18 protein-coding genes are annotated in these 18,658 nt (G+C 68.0%); 6 read left to right on the top strand and 12 right to left on the bottom strand.

The window, feature by feature from the left end; translation table 11 throughout:
• The first annotated feature begins 358 nt into the window (after positions 1 to 358).
• Positions 359 to 1,723 carry a glycoside hydrolase family 9 protein gene (locus ABD231_RS42290; protein WP_425554247.1) on the top strand — a complete coding sequence of 455 codons (1,365 nt, stop codon included), beginning with the start codon at positions 359 to 361 and terminating at the stop codon, positions 1,721 to 1,723.
• Here ABD231_RS42290 and ABD231_RS37730 read toward each other — a convergent pair whose 3' ends face one another.
• From ABD231_RS37730 to ABD231_RS37740, 3 genes are read right to left on the bottom strand one after another with little or no spacing between them, the layout of a single operon-like run.
• Complete coding sequence (locus ABD231_RS37730; RefSeq protein WP_344163678.1) at positions 1,724 to 3,385, bottom strand: FAD-binding oxidoreductase; 1,662 nt, start codon at positions 3,383 to 3,385, stop codon at positions 1,724 to 1,726.
• A 21-nt stretch (positions 3,386 to 3,406) separates the two neighbouring features.
• The gene (locus ABD231_RS37735; protein ID WP_344163681.1) at positions 3,407 to 4,351 is read right to left on the bottom strand and encodes a TIGR03621 family F420-dependent LLM class oxidoreductase; all 945 of its coding nucleotides are present in this window, start codon (positions 4,349 to 4,351) and stop codon (positions 3,407 to 3,409) included.
• Positions 4,341 to 5,042: a lysophospholipid acyltransferase family protein gene (locus ABD231_RS37740; RefSeq protein ID WP_344163684.1), complete on the bottom strand. Its 702-nt coding sequence runs from the start codon at positions 5,040 to 5,042 to the stop codon at positions 4,341 to 4,343. The genes ABD231_RS37735 and ABD231_RS37740 overlap by 11 nt, the downstream gene beginning before the upstream one ends.
• A 52-nt stretch (positions 5,043 to 5,094) precedes the next feature.
• Here ABD231_RS37740 and tsaD point away from each other — a divergent pair, with 52 nt between their 5' ends.
• Positions 5,095 to 6,135, top strand: a complete 1,041-nt coding sequence (gene tsaD / locus ABD231_RS37745; RefSeq protein ID WP_344163687.1) for a tRNA (adenosine(37)-N6)-threonylcarbamoyltransferase complex transferase subunit TsaD — start codon at positions 5,095 to 5,097, stop codon at positions 6,133 to 6,135.
• Positions 6,136 to 6,487: 352 nt separating this feature from the next.
• Positions 6,488 to 8,731 carry a DEAD/DEAH box helicase gene (locus ABD231_RS37750; RefSeq protein WP_344163690.1) on the top strand — a complete coding sequence of 748 codons (2,244 nt, stop codon included), beginning with the start codon at positions 6,488 to 6,490 and terminating at the stop codon, positions 8,729 to 8,731.
• Here the strand turns inward: ABD231_RS37750 and ABD231_RS37755 are convergent.
• Entirely contained in the window at positions 8,728 to 9,090 is a 363-nt protein-coding gene (locus ABD231_RS37755; RefSeq protein ID WP_344163693.1) for an STAS domain-containing protein, read from the bottom strand. The two genes, ABD231_RS37750 and ABD231_RS37755, sit on opposite strands and share 4 nt — an antisense overlap.
• A 113-nt stretch (positions 9,091 to 9,203) precedes the next feature.
• Here ABD231_RS37755 and ABD231_RS37760 point away from each other — a divergent pair, with 113 nt between their 5' ends.
• A complete protein-coding gene (locus ABD231_RS37760) occupies positions 9,204 to 9,551 on the top strand; it encodes a YciI family protein (RefSeq protein WP_344163696.1) in 348 nt (115 codons plus the stop codon).
• Here ABD231_RS37760 and ABD231_RS37765 read toward each other — a convergent pair.
• Genes ABD231_RS37765 through ABD231_RS37775 form a run of 3 tightly spaced genes read right to left on the bottom strand, consistent with a single transcriptional unit; the run spans position 9,535 to position 11,839 of the window.
• Positions 9,535 to 10,104, bottom strand: coding sequence for a DUF1684 domain-containing protein (locus ABD231_RS37765; protein ID WP_344163699.1), 570 nt, complete (start codon positions 10,102 to 10,104; stop codon positions 9,535 to 9,537). The two genes, ABD231_RS37760 and ABD231_RS37765, sit on opposite strands and share 17 nt — an antisense overlap.
• A gap of 30 nt (positions 10,105 to 10,134) precedes the next feature.
• Positions 10,135 to 11,607, bottom strand: a complete 1,473-nt coding sequence (locus tag ABD231_RS37770) for a carboxylesterase/lipase family protein (RefSeq protein ID WP_344163702.1) — start codon at positions 11,605 to 11,607, stop codon at positions 10,135 to 10,137.
• Positions 11,608 to 11,665: 58 nt separating this feature from the next.
• A complete protein-coding gene (locus ABD231_RS37775) occupies positions 11,666 to 11,839 on the bottom strand; it encodes a CsbD family protein (protein ID WP_344163705.1) in 174 nt (57 codons plus the stop codon).
• 132 nt (positions 11,840 to 11,971) lie between these two features.
• On the opposite strand from ABD231_RS37775, the gene ABD231_RS37780 reads away from it, so the two are divergent.
• Entirely contained in the window at positions 11,972 to 13,303 is a 1,332-nt protein-coding gene (locus tag ABD231_RS37780; protein WP_344163708.1) for a glycoside hydrolase family 27 protein, read from the top strand.
• 216 nt (positions 13,304 to 13,519) lie between these two features.
• Here the strand turns inward: ABD231_RS37780 and ABD231_RS37785 are convergent, their stop codons facing one another.
• On the bottom strand, positions 13,520 to 13,777 hold the full coding sequence (locus ABD231_RS37785; RefSeq protein WP_344163711.1) for a WhiB family transcriptional regulator: 258 nt from the start codon (positions 13,775 to 13,777) through the stop codon (positions 13,520 to 13,522).
• A 72-nt stretch (positions 13,778 to 13,849) separates the two neighbouring features.
• Positions 13,850 to 15,202: an FAD-dependent oxidoreductase gene (locus tag ABD231_RS37790; protein ID WP_344163713.1), complete on the bottom strand. Its 1,353-nt coding sequence runs from the start codon at positions 15,200 to 15,202 to the stop codon at positions 13,850 to 13,852.
• 71 nt (positions 15,203 to 15,273) lie between these two features.
• Here ABD231_RS37790 and ABD231_RS37795 point away from each other — a divergent pair, with 71 nt between their 5' ends.
• Positions 15,274 to 16,170 (top strand): AraC family transcriptional regulator, encoded by an 897-nt coding sequence (locus ABD231_RS37795; RefSeq protein WP_344163715.1) that lies wholly within the window; start codon positions 15,274 to 15,276, stop codon positions 16,168 to 16,170.
• Here ABD231_RS37795 and ABD231_RS37800 read toward each other — a convergent pair.
• Genes ABD231_RS37800 through ABD231_RS37810 form a run of 3 tightly spaced genes read right to left on the bottom strand, consistent with a single transcriptional unit; the run spans position 16,151 to position 18,597 of the window.
• The gene (locus ABD231_RS37800) at positions 16,151 to 17,383 is read right to left on the bottom strand and encodes a serine hydrolase domain-containing protein (RefSeq protein ID WP_344163717.1); all 1,233 of its coding nucleotides are present in this window, start codon (positions 17,381 to 17,383) and stop codon (positions 16,151 to 16,153) included. The genes ABD231_RS37795 and ABD231_RS37800 overlap by 20 nt on opposite strands.
• A gap of 48 nt (positions 17,384 to 17,431) precedes the next feature.
• Positions 17,432 to 18,202: an SDR family NAD(P)-dependent oxidoreductase gene (locus ABD231_RS37805; protein WP_344163719.1), complete on the bottom strand. Its 771-nt coding sequence runs from the start codon at positions 18,200 to 18,202 to the stop codon at positions 17,432 to 17,434.
• Between the two features lie 17 nt (positions 18,203 to 18,219).
• The gene (locus tag ABD231_RS37810) at positions 18,220 to 18,597 is read right to left on the bottom strand and encodes an RNHCP domain-containing protein (protein ID WP_344163721.1); all 378 of its coding nucleotides are present in this window, start codon (positions 18,595 to 18,597) and stop codon (positions 18,220 to 18,222) included.
• Between the last annotated feature and the right edge of the window lie 61 nt (positions 18,598 to 18,658).

The following is an 18,658-nucleotide window of genomic DNA, read 5'->3' on the forward strand; positions in this document are numbered from 1 at the left end:
GTTCCTGTTGGATGGAGGTCCGACGACGAGGGGTGGTGTGCGGGTGATCGCGTGGGACGGCGTCATACCGAGGGTGCTCGTGCCGCATCTGGGCTTCGGCAGCGGGTCGAGCAAGTCGGTGGTGGTCGTGAGCTCCCATCCGATTGTGAGCGCGACTCTCGCCGGTCGGGGGATGTCCGTCGAGCTGACGCCGGGGCCGATCGAGGAGGTGCCGGGGTGGGGCAGCGGCCCGTACGCGCGGATCCCGCTGCCGGATGACCTTGCCGAGGGCACGTACGTCGTCAGTGTCCTGTTCGAGGGCGGCCGGACGGATTCGCCGCCGTTCACGGTCGGACCGGAGCGGTTGCAGCGGCAGACGATGTCGGACGTGCTGGCGTACTTCAAGGCAATGCGGTCGAGCGGTGAGATCGACCGCAAGGATCGGGCGGCTCGATTGTGGGGCGACTCCGGTACGACGGTCGATGCACGCGGCGGGTGGCTGGATGCCAGCGGGGACACGAGCAAGTTCCTGTCGCATCTCACGTACACGTCGACGATGAGTCCGCAGCAGATCCCCTTGTGTGCATGGGCAATGCTGGCCGCGCGGGACTCATTGCACCCGGGATTGGAGCGGATGCTGAGCGCGCGGCTGCGCGACGAGGCGTTGTGGGGCGCGGACTTCCTGATGCGGTTCCGGTCGCCGGAAGGGTACTTCTACACGGGCATTTTCGACGCCCTCACGAAGGACCTCGAGGAGCGGGTCGTCACAGCTCCCCTGCAGAACAGCGTGCGCACGAGCCGGTACCAAGCGGGCTACCGCCAAGGCGGCGGACTCGCAATCGCAGCCCTCGCCCGAGCGTCGACCGTGGACGACGACGGCGAGTTCACCCGAGCCGAATACCTCAAGGTCGCACAGGAGGCGTTCGCGCACCTCGAGAAACACAACCTGGAATACCTCTTCGACGGAACCGAATCCGTACTGGACGACTACACAGCCCTCCTCGCCGCCACCGAACTGGTCGCCGCCGGAGCCGAGGCTGCTGAGGCAGCACGACGCAGGGCCGCAGCACTCGTCGCCCGGTACGTCGAACCTGCCCGGGGACCAGGCTGGTTCAGGGCGGACGAGGCGGGGCGGCCGTTCTTTCATGCGGCTGAGCCTGGTCTGCCGATCCTCGCTCTGCTGCGGTTCGCCGACGTACTGCCGGATGCTCCCGAAGCGGATGCGGCACGCGAGACCGCTCTCCGGGCGATGCTCGACATCGTCCAGCGCACCGACTCGGTCCCCAACCCGTTCGGCTACCCGCGCACGCTCGTCCAACCACTCGACGAGTCACCCCGCGAGTCCTTCTTCTTCCCGCACGCCAACGAGACCGGCTACTGGTGGCAAGGCGAGAACGCCGCCATCGCCTCCCTCGCGGCAGCCGCCACCGCCTGCGCCCGCCACCTGAATCACGACGCCAAGCGGCTTGTCACCTTCGCCGACGATCAGCTGGCGTGGATCGTCGGGCGGAATCCGTTCGACGTGTGCATGTTGCAGGGGCGGGGGCGCAACAACCCTGACTACGCGTCGGACTTCCCGAACTTCCCTGGCGGGATCGTCAACGGGATCACCGCCGGCTTCACCGACGAGCAGGACGTCGCGTTCCTCCCGCCCGATGCGCCGGACGGTGACGAGTGGCGGTGGGCGGAGCAGTGGATCCCGCACACCGCGTGGTTCCTGCTCGCCACCGCCATGGCCCGATAGCTACTGAACGATCTTGCCCGGGTTGAGGTTGCGGCCCGGGTCGACGACGCTGAAGATGCCGCTGACCATCTGCACGCCGGCCTCGGAGATGTCGTCGCCCAGCCAGCGCGAGTGTTCCGTGCCAACCGCGTGGTGGTGCGACAACGTGCCGGCCGAGTCGATGAACGCCTGCTGCACGGCCGACTTCACCACGTCGTACTGCGCGATCGGGTCGCCCTCGCCCGCCTTGAACGCGAACGTGAAGTACAGGCAGGCACCGCTGTGGTACGAGTGCGAGAGGTGGCACATGATCCACCCCTTCACGCCGAGCTGCGCGAACGCCTTGTTGGCCCGCTCAACCGTCGTGTCGTAGAGCGGCATCAGCTTCGACCAAGCAGCCGACGTCTCCGACACATCGGCCAGCGCCCCGCGGTCGAGCAAGAAGTCGCGGATGTACGGCGTGTCGAACTTCTTCTGGTCGTAGAGCGCTCCCGGGCCCTCTCCGACCCCGATACCGCCGTGATCCGAAACGATCTTCTTGACCAGCTTGCGCTGCCGCGCGACGTGCTCCTCGCTGCCTTCGTACCCGATGAACGACAGGCACATCTGCTCGAGATCCCAGCCTCGCTTCTTGAGTACGGCGACCAGCGCCGAGCTCATGAACTTCGAGAAACCCTTGCTGGTCTTGCGAGTCGCGAACGAGAACGACGTCTCGCGAGCATCCGAGATCCGGGTGATCGACGGCGCTGCGTCGCTCGCCGCGATCGCCCGCATCGCCGCCACGCCACGCTTCCAGTCCGGGAAGAAGTAGCCGAGCACAACCCGCTTGGCCGGCTTGCGATGCACCTGGACGGTCGCTTCGGTGATGACACCGAGACGGCCTTCGCTGCCCAGGATCATCTCGCGCACACTCGGACCGGTCGAGGTGACCGGCACCGCGCGGGTCGCCAGCGTCCGGCCCGGCTGGACGACGCGCAACGCCTTGGTGATGTCCGCGATATCGCCGTACTTGTCGGACTGCATGCCGGACGAACGCGTCGCGATCCAGCCGCCGAGCGAGCTGTGGGTGAAGCTGTCCGGGAAGTGGCCGAGCGTCCAGCCGCGTTCACCGAGCTGCTTCTCGAGATCGGGGCCGAGGGCACCGGCCTGGATCTGCGCCAGCCCGGACTCCTCATCGATCGACAGCACCTTGTTCAGCCGGCCCAGGTCGAGCGACACCACCTGGCGCGTCTCGTCAGCCGGCGCCTCCAGGCTGCCGGCGATGTTGCTGCCGCCACCGAACGGGATCAGTACGGCGTCCGCCGCCACGACCGCGTCCAGTACGGCGACGATCTGCTCCTCGTCGGCCGGGTACACGACCACGTCGGGGATCCGCCGCAGGTCGCTCGCGCGGATCCGGACCAGGTCGCGCAGGCTCTTGCCGAAGGCATGCACAACGCGGTCCAGGTCGGTGCTGACGACGTACTCGGCGCCGAGAACGCCAGAGAGCGCTTTCTCAAGATCTTCCGTCAGCTGCGACTTCGGTACGTCGAGCTCCTCGAACGCCAGCGGCGCCACGGCCGGAGCGTTCAGGTCGACGTCGATGACCTTCTGGACGAAGGGCGCCAGCGAAGGCTTGTCGTCGTGCGAGAACGCGACGCCGTCGACGCCCCAGCCCCACCACTTCATGTGCTGCACAGTCATGGTCATGTCCTCTCAGAACAGTCAGGAGCCGGCGAGTTTGGCGACGACGGGGGCCATCGAGTCCAGCGCGTCGACGGCGATTCCGATCGACGAGATGCCGAACAGTTCCCGCCGTACCTGCAGGTCCTCGACGATCTCGTCGACCGAACCGAACAGGGCGTGCGGCGTACCGAGCGCCTGGTCGGGAGTCAGCCCGAAACCGGCGGCCAGGTTGTTGGCCATCTCGGTCCGGTCGGTCCCGGGCAGCGCGAGGTGAATGCGGGACTGCAGGATCAGGTCGGTGAAGCGCTCTCCCGCGGCCTCGCGGATCCAGGCGATCTTCTGGTGGGTGGCGTCGACGGTCGCGTTCGGGCCGACCGAGGCGTCGATCAGGCCCTTCTGCATGTTCATGTTGATCGCGACCACGTCGGCCTCGCGCCCAGCCAGGGACAGCACGCGCTTGCCACCGCCACCGATCACGATCGGCGGGTACGGGCGCTGCACCGGCTTCGGCGTCCCTTCGAGACCGCGCACCTGGTAGTGCTTGCCCTCGAAGTGGCACGGCTTCTCCGCGAACAACCCCTTGAGCACGGCGAGCGCCTCCTCGAGCCGGTCGATCCGCACCCCCGGCGAGTCGAGCTGGATGCCGGCCCGCTCGTAGTCGGTGTGCAGCCAGCCCGCGCCGAGCCCGAGGTCGAACCGCCCACCGGAGAGCGCGTCCAGCGTCGCGGCCTCCTTGGCGAGCACGACGGGGTGCCGGTAGTCGTTGCAGAACAGCATCGACCCGATCCGCAACGTGCTGGTCGCGTTCGCGGCGGCCATCAGGGCGGCGATCGGGGCGATCTGCTCGTCCAGGTGGTCGGACACGGTGAGGCTGTAGTAGCCGAGGTCCTCGACCTTGCGGGCCAGCGCGGACCAGGAGGCCGCGGTCACCTCGTTCGGCGAGGAACACTGCACCGTGAAACGGAACGGCTTGTCAGCCGGCATCGCGAACTCCTTGGTCGTGAAGAGCGGTCACTGCGGCCTGCATCCGGGCGGCGAACGCAGGCACGGACTCCCCCGGTCCGGGAGTCAGCGGGTCGCCGATCGCGAACCGGACCGGGAGCCGTCCCGGCCGTGGCCAGTTCCGGCCCCGCGGCATCGCATCGTATGCGCCGGTGATGCCGATCGGGAGACAGGGCACCCCTTTGCTCACGCACAGCGCGGCTGCTCCGAGCTGGAAATCACCCATCAGACCGTCGCGAGAGCGCGTTCCCTCCGGGAACACGAGCAGGCTGAAACCGTCGTCCAGCAGCCGGCCCGACGTACCGCGCATCGGCTTGTTCTTGCCCCGGTCGATCGGGAACGCGTTGAAGACGAGCCCGGTCAGAATCGCCCGCTTCTTACTGTCGAAGAAGTAGTCAGCCGCCGCGCCCACGGCCAGCCGCCGAGTGAGCGCGAGTGGGAGGAACGTCACCATCAGCGGCGCATCCAGATGGCTCGAGTGGTTAGCCACCACCACCATCGGCCCGCTCACCGCCGGACGACCGACCACCTGCACCCGGACCAGGTACCGCACCAACGGCTTCAGCACCCCACGCTGAATCACAATCCGCAACAACCCCGCCAGCCGTGACTCGAGCCACGCCGGTTGACGTTTGGCGACAGGGGTGGGCTCCGGGGCCGGCTCAGCGCTCATCGGCGTTGACCTTACCTGCGACCGGATCGCAGATGGAAGCTATCCTCCAGCTATGAGCGTCACCCTCGGACTCGAGACGTCCTGCGACGAGACCGGCGTCGGAATCGTCGCCGACGGCATCCTCCTCGGCCAGGCCCTCGCGTCGAGCATGGACGAGCACATTCGGTACGGCGGCGTCGTACCCGAGGTTGCTGCCCGAGCTCACCTGGAGTCGGTCAACAGCGTCCTGCGCCAGGCGCTCACCAACGCGGACCTCAGCCTCGACCAGGTCGACGCGATCGCGGTCACGTCCGGCCCCGGTCTGGCCAGCTCGCTGCATGTCGGCGTGTCCGCGGCCAAGGCCTGGGCGCTCGCCCTCGGCAAACCCCTGTACGCCGTCCATCACGTGGCCGGCCACGTTGCCGCGGACACGCTCGAACACGGCCCGCTGCCGGAGCGCTCGATCGCGCTGATCGTGTCCGGCGGTCACTCCTCGCTGCTGATGCTCAAAGATCTCGCGACCGACCCGATCGTGCACCTGGGCGACACCCTCGACGACGCGGCCGGTGAGGCCTTCGACAAGGTGGCCAGGCTGCTGGAACTGCCCTATCCGGGCGGTCCGTCGATCCAGCGCGCCGCAGAATCCGGCGACCCGACCGCGGTGGACCTGCCGCGGCCGTTGCTGGGAAAGGTGAGCGAGCGCCATCGGTACGCGTTCTCCTTCTCGGGCCTCAAGTCCGCGGTCGCCCGGCATGTCCAGCTCGCCAGGCGCACGGGAGCGCCGATGCGGGCGGAGGACGTGGCGTCGTCGTTCCAGGAGGCGGTGGTCGACGTTCTGGTCACCAAAGCGGTCGCAGCCTGCCGCGACCATGGCATCGACACCCTACTGATCGTCGGTGGCGTCGCCGCGAACGCCCGGCTCCGTGCGGTCGCCGAGACGCGTTGCGGAGCGGCGGGTATCACGCTCCGTGTTCCTGCCCCCAGACTCTGTACCGACAACGGCGCCATGATCGCAGCCGTCGGCGACCTGATCGTGCGCTCCGGCGCCAAGCCGTCAGGCCTCGACTTCGGCGCCGACTCCTCAGCACCCCTCGACCGCAGCCTGCTGGTCTGACGGAGTGAAATGAGAATCGCCGGTGCGGGATGGGGGTCCGGTGGGTGACCTGACCGGGGACCGAGCGTAGTATTCTGGCAACACCGAACATCGGCATCGCCTTTCTGGGCCGATCGTCTCCGTCGTCGGCCGGACTGTGGCCGAACCGTACGGTGATCGGCTGCGCATCGATCGGCGTAGCGCCGTCAGTTCCGCCGGAATCCACGATCTCGATCGCTGGCCGGAGCGCCGGTTCCGCGCTCCTGGGGGTGGCCCGCACCGGGCCGCTGTGCGACGTGTCGCCGTCGGCGTAGTGACGCGCGGTGCCGTGTTCGCCTTGGACAGTGGTCCGTGGCACGACAGAGGAGGACCCTTGGCCCGACGAGGTCAGCGCCAGTCCGGGGCCGCCAGCGGCTCCGGCCGCCGGCAATCCGGCGACACCCGGCGCGACGCCGGCGATACCCGCCGGCAGTCCGGTGACGCCCGGAAGCAGAGTTCCGGCGGCGGCCGTGCCTCGAGTGGCGGGTCCAACGGTGGCGCGGCGGGCAACCGCCGGCGCCGCCCGGCCAAGGACGCCGAGGGCCTGATCCCGGTCCTGGCGAAGGCCGTCCGCGAGGTCGAGGGCGCTGTTGAGCGGGCCGCGATCAAGCCGTCGACCCGGACGAAATTCCAGGTCGTCGCGCTGCTCGTCCGCGAGGAGCGCGCCCGGGTGAACGCCGACGCCGCGGCCACCGACGCCCACCGGGCCGAGCAGCTGCGCCGCCTCGACGGTGTGGCCACGATTCTGGCCAAGACGGCTGCCCTCGAGCCCGCGCTGCTACAGCTGCTCGCCGAGGACACCGTGATCTCCGAGTCCGCCGCGGCCCTGCGCCGCGAGATGCTGACCGCGGCCGGGATGGAGACTCCTGAGGAGCCGCCCGCCCCGGAGCCGGAGACTGCGCCTGAGCCCGCCGCGCGCCGCGTCGTACCGAAGACTGTCGTCGCCAGGCAGCTCGCGAACCCGTTCCTTGCGCCTGACTTCAGCGCGGCTCCGGTCTCCCGGCCGGTTCGCGCCCGCCGGCTCGCGGGCTGGGAGCTGATCACTCCCCTGCTTCGCTCCTTCGAGTACGCCGCTGCTTCCGCGAGCATGCCGTTGCCCGAGCCGGCCGATCTGCGGATCGCCGCCGGTCAGGAGCTGATGCCGCACCAGGCCCGCCTGATCGCCTCGGCGGCCGCCGGTCACCGCAGTTTCCTGCTCGCCGACGAGCCCGGTCTCGGCAAGACCGCCCAGGCCTTGCTCGCGGCCAAGGCGGCGAACGCGTATCCGCTGCTCGTCGTCGTACCGAACGTCGTCAAGACCAACTGGGCCCGTGAGGCCGATATCTGGACGCCGCAGAAGAAGGCGACCGTCATTCACGGTGACGGCGACTCGATCGACGGCTTCGCCGATATCGTCGTGGTCAACTACGAGGTGCTCGACCGGCACGTCGGCTGGCTCGGCGACCTCGGGTTCCGCGGCATGGTCGTCGACGAGGCGCACTTCATCAAGAACAAGAAGTCCCAGCGCTCCCGGAACGTGCTCGAGCTGTCGGAGCGGATCCGCACCCGGACCACGCGGCCGCTGCTGATGGCCCTGACCGGTACGCCGCTGATCAACTCGATCGAGGACTTCACCGCGATCTGGCAGTTCCTCGGCTGGATCGACGAGAAGGGCCCGCGCGCGGACCTGATGGAGTCGCTCGAGGACACCGAGCTCGTCCCCGCCGACCCGGGCTTCTACGCAGCCGCCCGGTCGGCCGTGATCAACATGGGCATCGTCCGGCGCCGCAAGGTCGACGTCGCCGCCGACATCCCGGCCCGCCGGATCGCCGACCTGCCGGTCGAGCTCGACGGTGCTGTCGGGCGTTCGATTCGCGAGGCCGAGCGTGAGCTCGCCGAGCGCTTGGTCCAGCGGTACAACACCGCGCTGGAGACGCGTACGTCCGGTGTCACGGTCGAGGGCATCGACCACGAGCTGGTCCGTCGCGTCGCCGGCTGGGAACGCCAGGAGATGGACAACAAGAAGACCGGCGAGAACGTGTTCTCCTTGGTTCGCCGGATCGGTCTGGCCAAGGCCGGGCTGGCCGCCGACTACGCCGCGCAGCTCGCCCAGAGCGTCGGCAAGGTCGTCTTCTTCGCCCGCCACATCGAGGCGATGGACACTGCCGAGGCGCTGTTCGCCGAGCGCGGGATCAAGTTCGCCTCGATCCGCGGCGACCAGACGTCCAGCAAGCGGCAGAAGAACATCGACGCCTTCACCAACGACCCCGAGGTTTCGGTCGCGGTCTGCTCACTGCTGGCGGCCGGTGTCGGACTCAACCTGCAGGTCGCGTCGAACGTCGTACTGGCCGAGCTGTCCTGGACGAACGCCGAGCAGACCCAGGCGATCGACCGGGTGCACCGGATCGGACAGGACATGCCGGTCACCGCGTGGCGGATCATCGCCGCGCAGACCATCGACACTCGCATTGCCGACCTGATCGACTCCAAGGCCGGCCTCGCGGCGAAGGCTCTCGATGGCTCCGACGAAGAGGTCGGCTCGTCGGCCGACGTCCAGCTCGAAGCCCTCGTCTCGCTGCTGACCGACGCGCTCAGCTAGGGAGCGGGCCGGTACGACGGGAGTGCTTGCACCAGCTCGGGGTAGAGCCTGAGCTGGTGCGGTTCGAGCAGCTCGTGCAACCACGGCTGCCCACCGGCCACTCGTAACCAGCCGTCGTGTTCGGATGCCAACGCCTCGGCCGCGACCAGTACGTCGACACCAGCGGGATCGAGTTCGCGCACCCGCCGTACGTCGACGACGACGGTCGAGGCCTTGGTCGTGATCACGCGTCGAAGTTCATCGGCGAAGGCGACCGCCGTTGACTCGTCGACCGTCCCGGCGACCTTCACCACCACGCACCCGCCGACCGCGGACCACGTACAAACAAAAGGGCCGCTGGCGTCCACAGGGCGAGTCATCGCCCGCTCTACCCGGCCGATCACGAATCAACCTTCATCAGATCTCCTCACGCATTGCCTACAACCGTAGTACCCACTCCCTATTCGCACCCGGCGAGCAGTAGCGTCGGGCCATGGAGTTCGACCAGTACACGGTGACGATGCTGAGGTTAAGGGCAGACGCGCCGGTGATGAGTGAGGCCGAGGCCGGTGAGTTGCAGGACCGGCACCTCGCGCACGGCGCCGAGCTGCAGGATCGCGGGATCATCCTGGCGCGGGGGCCGTTCACCGACCAGGACGATCCGCAGTTCCGCGGGTTTTCGATCTGGTCGGTGGATCAGGAGACGGCCCGCGCACACGCCTCCGCCGACCCCGCCGTACTGGCTGGGCGGCTGGCCGTCACGGTGATGACGTGGATGATGCCAGCGGGGAATCTGCAGTTCACCAAAGTGCGGGCACCACGCTCTAGGGCCGAGGTGTGAGCTCGCCGACCGGGAGTTCGACCGGGACGGTGTTGGTCTTCGGGGCGAGCGGGCAGGTCCAGCGGGGGCTGTAGGCGCAGGACGGGTTGTAGGTGAAGTTGAGGTCGAGGGTGAGGGTTCCGGCGGTCAAGTCACCGCCGAGGTCGGCGCCCTTCACAGTGTCGATGAGGTAGCGACCGCCTCCATACGTTTGTTTGCCGGCGAGAGCGTCCTTGACGGGGACGAACAGGCCGCCGCCGTACGACTCGAGCCACCAGACGTCGAGGTCGCCGACTCCCGGTAGGTGTGCGACGCCGACGCGGCTGAACGGGATGACGCCGTCGGTTGCCGAGGGAACCTCCCAGCGGACCGACTCGACGTCTTGGTCGATGGTGACGTCGAAGCGGAGGTCGGCGCGGTAGGCACCGATCTCAGGGCCTTCGTACGTCGATCGGTCCTCGACCGGCGATGCGGGATGCGTCTTCAGGAGCTCGTCGCGGCCGGTGCGCCAGATCTTGTGAGCCTGCGCCGGGTCGCTTTGCGCGCGAACTCTCTTCGTAGAGGGCAAACACATGCCGTCGCCAGTCGGCCGTTTCCAAAGACATCAGACGCCCCAGACCGCTAGCTCGGCGGCTCGGGGCGCTGCCTTGAGGGTCGAGGTGGGGTGGTCGAAGGTCATCACCGGGCGGGTGGCGGTGTCGTACGACGGCCAACCGGGGTCGCCGGTGGTGGCGAACGTGACCCAGACGGCGTGCATCTCGTCGGCGAGTTCCTGAGGCGCGACACCGCCGTACAGCGGGGAGGTCGCGGTGCCGAGGGTGTCGAACATGAACGCCAGCTCCAGCGAGTGGCAGGCACCGAGCCCATCGAGCGGCGACTTCCACGCAAACTCATACAGGTACGGCGTCCCGTGCGGCCGCTGCGCAGTCGCCAGCTGGATCGTGGGAATCGTGAAGACGGAGTCGGTGGCCACGCTGGAGAGCACCTCGCCCGGCGACTGCTCGGGGCGATTGGCGACGTACGCCGCGGTGATCTGCGGCGGAATGCCCATCCCGGCGAGCGCATGGGGCAGAGCCTCGGCGGTCACCGCGGCGGCGAGGCCGGACGGGACGGTGAAGAAGCTGAACTCGTCACTCGTGTAGCCGGCCAGGAGGTCGATTCCCTCAGCGGCACCGGCCGCGATCGCGGTGATCGGTACGTCGAAGATCAGCTCGTTGTCGATCACCGGCATGACCGGCATGATCCCGCCGCCGACGGCGATCGTGGACACACCCCAGCGGGTCGGGTCGGGCTTGGTGCGCATCTCGATCGCGACCCTGCGTTGTGCTTCGAGCAGGTCGTCGAGGCTTACCGAGGCGAGGCCCGCGGCCGACCACTCGACGCCGAGCCGCTTGGCGACCTCGGCGGCGACCGAACCGGCGTCCTCGGCCAGCGCGGCCACACGTGCCGATCCGCTCTGTACGACGGCTCGGCGGAAGAGGCCCTTCGCGGCCGGGATCGACATCAGCGTGGCGACGCTCATCCCGCCGGCCGATTCACCCGCGATCGTCACCCGGTCGGGGTCACCACCGAAGGCGGCGATGTTCTCCTGGACCCATTTCAGCGCCGCGACCTGGTCGAGCAGTCCGCGGTTGCTCGGCGATCCCGGGATCACGCCGAATCCCTGGATCCCCAGGCGGTAATTGACGCTGACCAGGATCACGCCGTCGCGGGCGAACGCCGTACCGTCGTACTCAGGCACTGCGTTGGACCCGTTGCGAAACGCGCCACCGTGGAACCACACCAGCACCGGAAGCCCGCTGCCACCCGGGGTCCACACGTTCACGTTGAGGACGTCCGCTCCGGGGATGACCGGGTTCGATAGTAGGCCGTCGTACGGCGGCTCGTAGCCGGGCTGCGGCGCCGTCGCACCCAGCGCGGTTGCGTCCCGCACGCCGTCCCACCTGACCGGTTCGGGGGCCTGATAGGCCTTCTCCCCCACCGGCGCGGCCGCGTACGGAATCCCGAGGAACGCGGTCACCTCGCCATCTGTCCGGCCTTTGACCTGTCCGCCCGAAGTCACCACGATCGCGTCCACGCCTCATGCTTACCACGCCGGTCCTCACCCCCAAGGGAGGACCGGCGCTGCGCAGACCTCAGTCCTTGAAGGCGTCCTTGGCCTTCTCGCCGGCCTGCTTGAGGTCGGCGGTCGTCTTCTCCGCCTGGCCTTCGGCCTGCAGGTCGCGGTTGTCGGTCGCGTCCCCGGTCTCCTTCTTCAGCTTGCCCTTGGCGGCTTCGGCAGCGTTCTTCATCTTGTCTCCGACGCTCATCACTCGCTCCTTCGCGGGTCGGTAAGCCTCGCCGGTGCCCACCGGGCGGTCATCCATGCCCGGCTAGATTCTTGACGTGGTGAAGTAACGCTCGTACGGTACCGGGAGTCCCTGCGACGAAAGGCGTTTGCCGTGTCCAGTTTTCTCCGCCGTACAGTCGCGCTGGCGACCGCCGTACCGGTCCTGATCGCCGCGGCGATCGTGCCTGCCCAGGCGAAGAGCGACTTCAGCGTCAAGCCGTTCATGGGCTGGAGCAGCTGGAGTGTGCAGTCGTCGAACAACCCCGCCTACGGCACCAAGTGGCTGACCGAGGCGAATGTGAAGTCCGCCGCCGACTCGATGGCGAAGAACCTCCGGGGATCCGGCTACACCAACATCAACCTCGACGCCGGCTGGAACGCCAACTGGAACTGGGAGTTCCGCACCGATGCCAACGGCATCCCTGAGGCCGACCCCGAACGCTTCCCGAACGGCATCGCGAGCCTCGCCCGCTACGTGCACAGCAAGGGCCTGAAGATCGGCCTGTACGGCGGCGCCGGGCTGCAGACCGCGATCTACGACAAGAACGCGCCGATCCTCGGCACGAACTGCACCACGCAGGACATCACCGTCTACCCGCTGGTGAAGACCAACATGTGGGGCGGGGACTGGAAGATCGACTTCACCAAGCCGTGCGCCCAGGCGTACTTCAACTCGATCGCCCAGCGGTTCGCGTCGTGGGGTGTGGATTTCGTGAAGGTCGACGGCGTCCTGAAGGAGAACATCCCCGACATCGAGGCCTGGTCCAAGGCGATCGACCAGAGCGGCCGCAAGATGTGGCTGACCGCCAGCGCCTGGCCGATCCCCCGCGAAGCCGGCGAAGGCCTACAGCCGTGGGCGAACAGCGTCCGCGTCAACACCGACGTCGAGTGCTACTGCAACACTGTCTCGACCTGGACCAGCTCGGTCGACAACCGCTGGGAAGACCTCCCCAAGTGGCTCGACGTCGTCCGCCCGAACTACTGGCCCGACCTCGACTCGATGCCGATCAACAACAACTCCGGCGTCGGCATCCAGGACGGCATCAACGAAACCGAACGCCAGTCCGTCATGACGTTCTGGTCAATGGCCTCCTCACCCCTGTACGTCGGCGGCGACCTCGCGAACATCGACCCCCGCGCCATCGCGATCCTGACCAACCGCGAGGTGATCGCCGTCGACCAAGCCGGCGTCATCCCGACCCGAGTCACCGACGGCACCCTCCAGATCTGGAAGAAGCGCCTGCCCAACGGCAAACTCGCAGTAGCCGTCTACAACCTGGGCGATACCACCGCCGACATCCCCGTCACCTGGCAGCAACTAGGCCTCCACGGCAACCGCACCATCCGCGACCTGGTAGCCCACCAAAACCTCGGCAAGTCCAACAAGTCCTGGACCGCCAACTCAGTCCCCGCCCACGGCTCCCGCCTCATCACCATCTCCTGACAACCTGCGGCGGGCGACTGCCCTCGCCCGCCGCAGGGTGACACCCATCCGACACACGACGGTGATTGTGCGCCGCCACGCCCCGGGAGCAAGCTAGGACTCGTTCCGCCCCCTGTTCCGAAGGGGAAGCGGCATGAGTACTACGCACATCGAGGTCACCGACCACGAACACCTCCCGAACGACGGCTGCGAAACGGTCGACCACGTGCACGAGCACTAACCGCTGCGTCTGATTCGGCTGTGTTTCAGTTCGCGGCGTTCTAGTTCGGTGAGGCCGCCCCAGATGCCGGCGTCTTGGCCTGAGCCGAGGGCGGACTCCAGGCAGTCGGGGCGGACTGGGCAGCGGGCGCAGACGCGCTTGGCTGCCTCGACCTGCAGGAGCGAGGGGCCCGTCGTACCGATGGGGAAGAACAGCTCTGGGTCCTCGTTTCGGCAGGCGGCCGCCAGGATCCAGCTTTCCGCGCGTACCCGCATCGCAGTCTCCTTCATGAGCTCCTGAAGGTAAGACCACGGCCGCGGCATGGATGTGACTACTTGCGACCAGCATCACATCGCAAGGACGTCGTTGAAGGCCTCGGTCGACGAGGGGTGGGTGTAGATGGACTCGCGGAGTTCGGTGGCGGTGATGCGGTGGCGGATGGCTAGGGCGACGGTGTTGATGAGCTCTTGGGCATCGACGCTGAGGAGGCCGGCGCCGAGGATTTCGTCGGTGTCGGCGTCGATGACGAACTTCATCATGCCGCGCGTCTCCTCGACGATGTAGGCGCGCGGCATCGCGATGATGTCCGCGACGTTCTGCTTCGCCACCTTGAACGGGCGGCCCTCGGCGCGCGCGGCTGCCTCGGTCAGGCCTACGGTGGCGAGTGGCGGCGACATGAAGAGCGTCTTGGGTACGGCGACGCGGTCGGCCGTGGACCGTTTGCCGGCACCGAGGAGCTGGTCCAGGACGATCCGGCTGTCGTCCAGCGAGATGTAGGTGAACTGCGGACCGCCGTTCACGTCACCGAGCGCGAAGATGTGCGGGCGACTCGTCCGCAGGTACTCGTCGACCTCGATCGCGCCGCGCTCCGACACCCGCACGCCGGCGTTGTCCAACCGCAGCTCCGCGGTCGCCGGCGTACGACCGGTGGCCGCCAGGATCGCGTCGACCGTGATCGTGTGCTCGCGGCCGTTCTTCTCGTAGACGACCGTGTCTTCGTTGCGGATCTCCAGCACCTTCGCGCCGGTAACGATCTCCACGCCGTCTCCGGCGAGGATGCCGGCCGCGGCCTCGGCGATGTCGTCGTCCTCCTGGCCGAGGATCCGCGGCGACGCCTCGAGCACGGTGACCTGCGAACCGAACCGCCGGTAGATCGACGCGAACTCGATCCCGAGATAGCCGCCACCGATCACCGCCAGCCGGCCCGGCAACTGCGTGCCGTGGACGAGATCGACGTTCGTCACGGTCCGCGGGCTGTCCCGCAAGCCGGGGATGTCCGGGATCACCGGTTCGGAACCGGTGTTGATCAGGATCGTGTCCGCGACCACCCGTACGTCGTTGCCAACGGCAATCGTGTGGTCGTCGACGAAGGACGCCGTACCGGTCAGGACGGTGATGGTGTCGGCGTTGTTCAGGGCGTCGTAGTTACCGGCCCGGAAGGTCGAGGTCAGCTGCTGCACTTCGCCGATCGCGTGCTCGAACCACTCCTGCGGCGAATCGTCCGGCCGCCGCCGGCCCGAGTGGTGGACCAGGGCCTTCGTCGGGACACAACCGACGTTCGGGCAGGTGCCGCCGTACATGCTGTCGGAGCGTTCGATCAGGACCACCCGGCGGCCGGCCCGGCCCAGCGCGGCCGCAGCGATCTTGCCGCCTTTACCGAACCCGATCACGGCGACATCTGCCTGAAGTGTGTTCATCATGCTGGTGAGTCTCGCCGGGATGAATGATCTGGAACAGCTCGCTTTGGGTCAGATATATGCTGATACGTCTCATGGATCTCACCAGTTACGTCATCGATCTCGCCCGTGCGGCCGGGACTGTGGACAAGCGATGCCTGTTCGCGGCGGCGACCGAGATGCGGGTCGGCGCGTACGGCGAGCGCGAGGCCGCGTTCCACTTCGTGCTCGAAGGCGACTGCACCCTCGAACTCGGCCGGCGCAGCTTCCACCTCAGCGCAGGCGACGCCGTACTGCTGCCGACGAGTCCTGCGCACATCGTCCGCACCGCGGGCGCCCGGCGACCGTCGGTCGAGACACCCGGTACGGCGTTCGACTCCGTCCGCAGCCCATCGGGTGACGTCCACACCGACATCTTCTGCGGCCACTTCACCGTGGCATCCGGCGCCGGTGATCTGCTGCTGAGATCGTTGCCCGATCCCCTCATCGTTTCCTTCGGCGCGGCCGACGAGACCGTCCGAAGCCTCGCCACCTTGCTCCGCGCCGAGGCCCGTGCCGAGACCGCCGGCAGCACGGCGATCCTCAACGCCCTCTGTACGGCGCTCCTCGCGCTGATGCTGCGCGCAGGCGGAACGCCCGCCCCGTGGACCGCCGTCACCGACGACCGCATCGCCGCCGCGCTCCGCGCCGTACTGGATGATCCGGCCGCGCACTGGACGGTCGAGCGGCTGGCCGAGACCGCATCGATGTCCAGGGCAACCTTTATCCGGCACTTCACGCGGCACACCGCCACCCCGGTGGCGACCTTCGTCACGAACCTCCGGATGATGATCGCCGCCGACCTCCTGACCGACCCGGACCTCACCGTGGCGACCGTTGCAGGCCGGGTCGGCTATCACTCCGAGTCCGCGTTCACGCGTGCCTTCCACGCGGCGACCGGGCAGACGCCCGGCCGCTACCGTCGGGGTTCGGTCAGCCGAGGCAGGCCTTGACCGCGTCTGACAGGCTCGATGCGCGCGGTTCGCCGACGCGGAAGGACCAGCGGTTCATTGCGTAGCCGAAGCCGACGCCGGCGTCTGGGTCCGCGAAGCCGATCGAGCCACCGGAGCCGGGGTGGCCGAACGAGTTCGGGCCGAGCATCGGCTGCGGCGGGCAGGACCGCCAGAAGCCGAGTGACATGTAGAACGAGCGGTCGGCCGGGAGGTCCAGGCCCGGCGGGAGCCCGTGCATCCGCGTCTTGTCGGTCTGGACCTCGATCATCCGCTCGACGGTGGCGGGATCGAGGAGCCGGATCCCGTCGACGTCGCTGACCGTGGCGGCGTACATGCGGGCGATCGATCGGGCGTCGGCGACCATGTTCGCGGCCGGAACTTCGGCGGCCCGCCACTCGCGCTTGGTGAAGTAGTCCGAGGTCGGGTCGAAGGCACCGCCGAGTACGCCCGCCTTGGCCTGCACCGAGCCTTCGCCCCACACCGAGGTCATCCAGGCGTTGACCGTGTCGGCGTCGAGCCCGGTCGTCTCGAGGATTCCTTCGGTCATCTCCTCGAGCGTGAACGGCGCGGCGTACTCGATCTTCGCGACGTTCTCTTCCTGCTCCGCCGGCAACCCGATCCAGGCATGCAGACCGAGCGGGCCGGCGACCTCGTCGGCGAAGAAAGTACCGAGCGATTTGCCAGAGATCCGCCGTACCACCTCACCGACCAGGTAGCCGAACGTCACCGCGTGGTAGACGTGTTCCGTGCCCGGAGTCCACAGCGGCTTCTGCGCTTCCAGCGCGTGGATCACCGGGTCCCAGGCGTAGGCCTCCTCGAGCGACAACGGCCCGTCGATCAGCGGCAGCCCGGCCTGGTGCGACAGCAGCCAGCGGACCGGGATCTGGTCCTTGCCCGCGGCACCAAACTCCGGCCAGTACCTCGCGACCGGCGCATCCAGATCCAGCTCCCCGCGCTGGGCGAGCAGGTGCGCACAGATCGCGGTCGCACCCTTGGTCGTCGACGCGACCTGCGCGATCGTGTCCTGCTTCCACGGCCGACCAGCCTCGGTGTCGGCCAGTCCGCCCCACAAATCCACGACCGGCCGACCCTCGGCGTACACGGCCACCGACGCGCCCGACTCGCCGGGATTCCCGTCGAAGTTCGCGCGGAACGCATCCGCAACCTTGCCCCAGCCGTCCTCAACATGTCCGTTCACGAGTGTGTTGTTCATGTCGAGGACGATTCCCGATCCCGCTGACACCGCGCTGACACCGCCCAGTCAGTGCAGGGTGTACCCACCGTCGATGACCACGACCGACCCGGTCATGAAGCTCGACGCCTCCGACGCCAGGAACACCACCGTCGGCGCGATCTCCTCCGGTACGGCGTACCGCTGCATCGGCGCGTCATCGATCCACCGAGCCTTGAACCGCGGCTCGTCCACCGGCGCCATCTCGGTCTTGGTGTACCCCGGCGCCACCGCGTTCACCCGGATGTTCAACGGCGCCCACTCAGCCGCCAGCGACTTCGTCAACTGATGCACCGCCGCCTTGGAAGCGTTGTACGCCGGCTGCCACTGCGGCCGATTCACAATCTGCGCCGAGATCGACCCCACATTCACGATCGTCCCGCCACCCACCTTCGAGAAGTGCACAGCCGCCGACTGACTCAGCTTCCACAACCCACTCACATTGGTCGAGAACACCTCGTCCCACTCCGCATCCGGCACCTCCAAAGCGGCCCGATGAAAACAAGCCCCCGCGTTGTTCACCAAGATGTCGAACCGCCCAGTAGCCTCCACCGCCGCCGCAATCGCCGCCCGCCCCGACTCCCGATCATCCACCTCAAGCCCGACCCCCACCACCGTCCGCCCAGTAGCCGCCGCAACCTCCCCAGCCGCCACCTTGGACGCCTCCTCATCCCGCGCCCCGATCACCACATCAGCCCCCGCCTCAGCCAACCCAGTCGCGAACGCCTTCCCCAACCCCCGATACCCACCCGTCACCAACGCCGTCCGCCCCACCAACGAAAACTTCTCCAAGATGCCCATGCAGCATTGTCACCCCGCTAGGCCTTGGGTTTGCGGGCTCGGGGTTTGCTGGGTGGGTCTGGGTCGGGGGCGAAGGGGATGAAGGGCATGGTGAGGGGTAGGGCGGCCAGGCGCATCAGGAGGAGGACGTTGTCGTCGCCGGCGGTTTTGTTGAGGCGTAGGCGGCCGCAGTTGGTGCAGCGGTGGATGAGGACCCAGCGGCCTTCGCCGCGGACGGTGACGGCGATGGGTTCCATGCCGGCGGAGCAGTCGGCTTTGCGGTCGCCGGGGACGTTGCGGTCGAGGTGCCGGGACCACAGGCAGCTCGGGCAGTGATTGCGGTGGGTGGTGCCGGGGGCGTCGAGTGAGACGTCTACGCCGCAGTGCTCACAGTTGAACGAACGTGCGAATACCAAACCGAAGAACCTTTCAGAGCGAAGCTGCTGGACAGAACAGACATGGCTTCCTCCTTCCGGT

Origin of the sequence: Kribbella yunnanensis, assembly GCF_039529655.1 — a bacterium.
GTDB lineage: Bacteria > Actinomycetota > Actinomycetes > Propionibacteriales > Kribbellaceae > Kribbella > Kribbella yunnanensis.

Excerpts from the sequence above, each read along its gene's own strand:
- ABD231_RS42290 (WP_425554247.1), top strand. The coding sequence starts at position 359 with ATGTCGGACGTGCTGGCGTACTTCAAGGCAATGCGGTCGAGCGGTGAG.
- ABD231_RS37730 (WP_344163678.1), bottom strand. The coding sequence starts at position 3,385 with ATGACTGTGCAGCACATGAAGTGGTGGGGCTGGGGCGTCGACGGCGTC.
- ABD231_RS37735 (WP_344163681.1), bottom strand. The coding sequence starts at position 4,351 with ATGCCGGCTGACAAGCCGTTCCGTTTCACGGTGCAGTGTTCCTCGCCG.
- ABD231_RS37740 (WP_344163684.1), bottom strand. The coding sequence starts at position 5,042 with ATGAGCGCTGAGCCGGCCCCGGAGCCCACCCCTGTCGCCAAACGTCAA.
- tsaD (WP_344163687.1), top strand. The coding sequence starts at position 5,095 with ATGAGCGTCACCCTCGGACTCGAGACGTCCTGCGACGAGACCGGCGTC.
- ABD231_RS37755 (WP_344163693.1), bottom strand. The coding sequence starts at position 9,090 with ATGACTCGCCCTGTGGACGCCAGCGGCCCTTTTGTTTGTACGTGGTCC.
- ABD231_RS37760 (WP_344163696.1), top strand. The coding sequence starts at position 9,204 with ATGGAGTTCGACCAGTACACGGTGACGATGCTGAGGTTAAGGGCAGAC.
- ABD231_RS37765 (WP_344163699.1), bottom strand. The coding sequence starts at position 10,104 with ATGTGTTTGCCCTCTACGAAGAGAGTTCGCGCGCAAAGCGACCCGGCG.
- ABD231_RS37775 (WP_344163705.1), bottom strand. The coding sequence starts at position 11,839 with ATGAGCGTCGGAGACAAGATGAAGAACGCTGCCGAAGCCGCCAAGGGC.
- ABD231_RS37785 (WP_344163711.1), bottom strand. The coding sequence starts at position 13,777 with ATGCGGGTACGCGCGGAAAGCTGGATCCTGGCGGCCGCCTGCCGAAAC.
- ABD231_RS37790 (WP_344163713.1), bottom strand. The coding sequence starts at position 15,202 with ATGATGAACACACTTCAGGCAGATGTCGCCGTGATCGGGTTCGGTAAA.
- ABD231_RS37795 (WP_344163715.1), top strand. The coding sequence starts at position 15,274 with ATGGATCTCACCAGTTACGTCATCGATCTCGCCCGTGCGGCCGGGACT.
- ABD231_RS37800 (WP_344163717.1), bottom strand. The coding sequence starts at position 17,383 with ATGAACAACACACTCGTGAACGGACATGTTGAGGACGGCTGGGGCAAG.
- ABD231_RS37805 (WP_344163719.1), bottom strand. The coding sequence starts at position 18,202 with ATGGGCATCTTGGAGAAGTTTTCGTTGGTGGGGCGGACGGCGTTGGTG.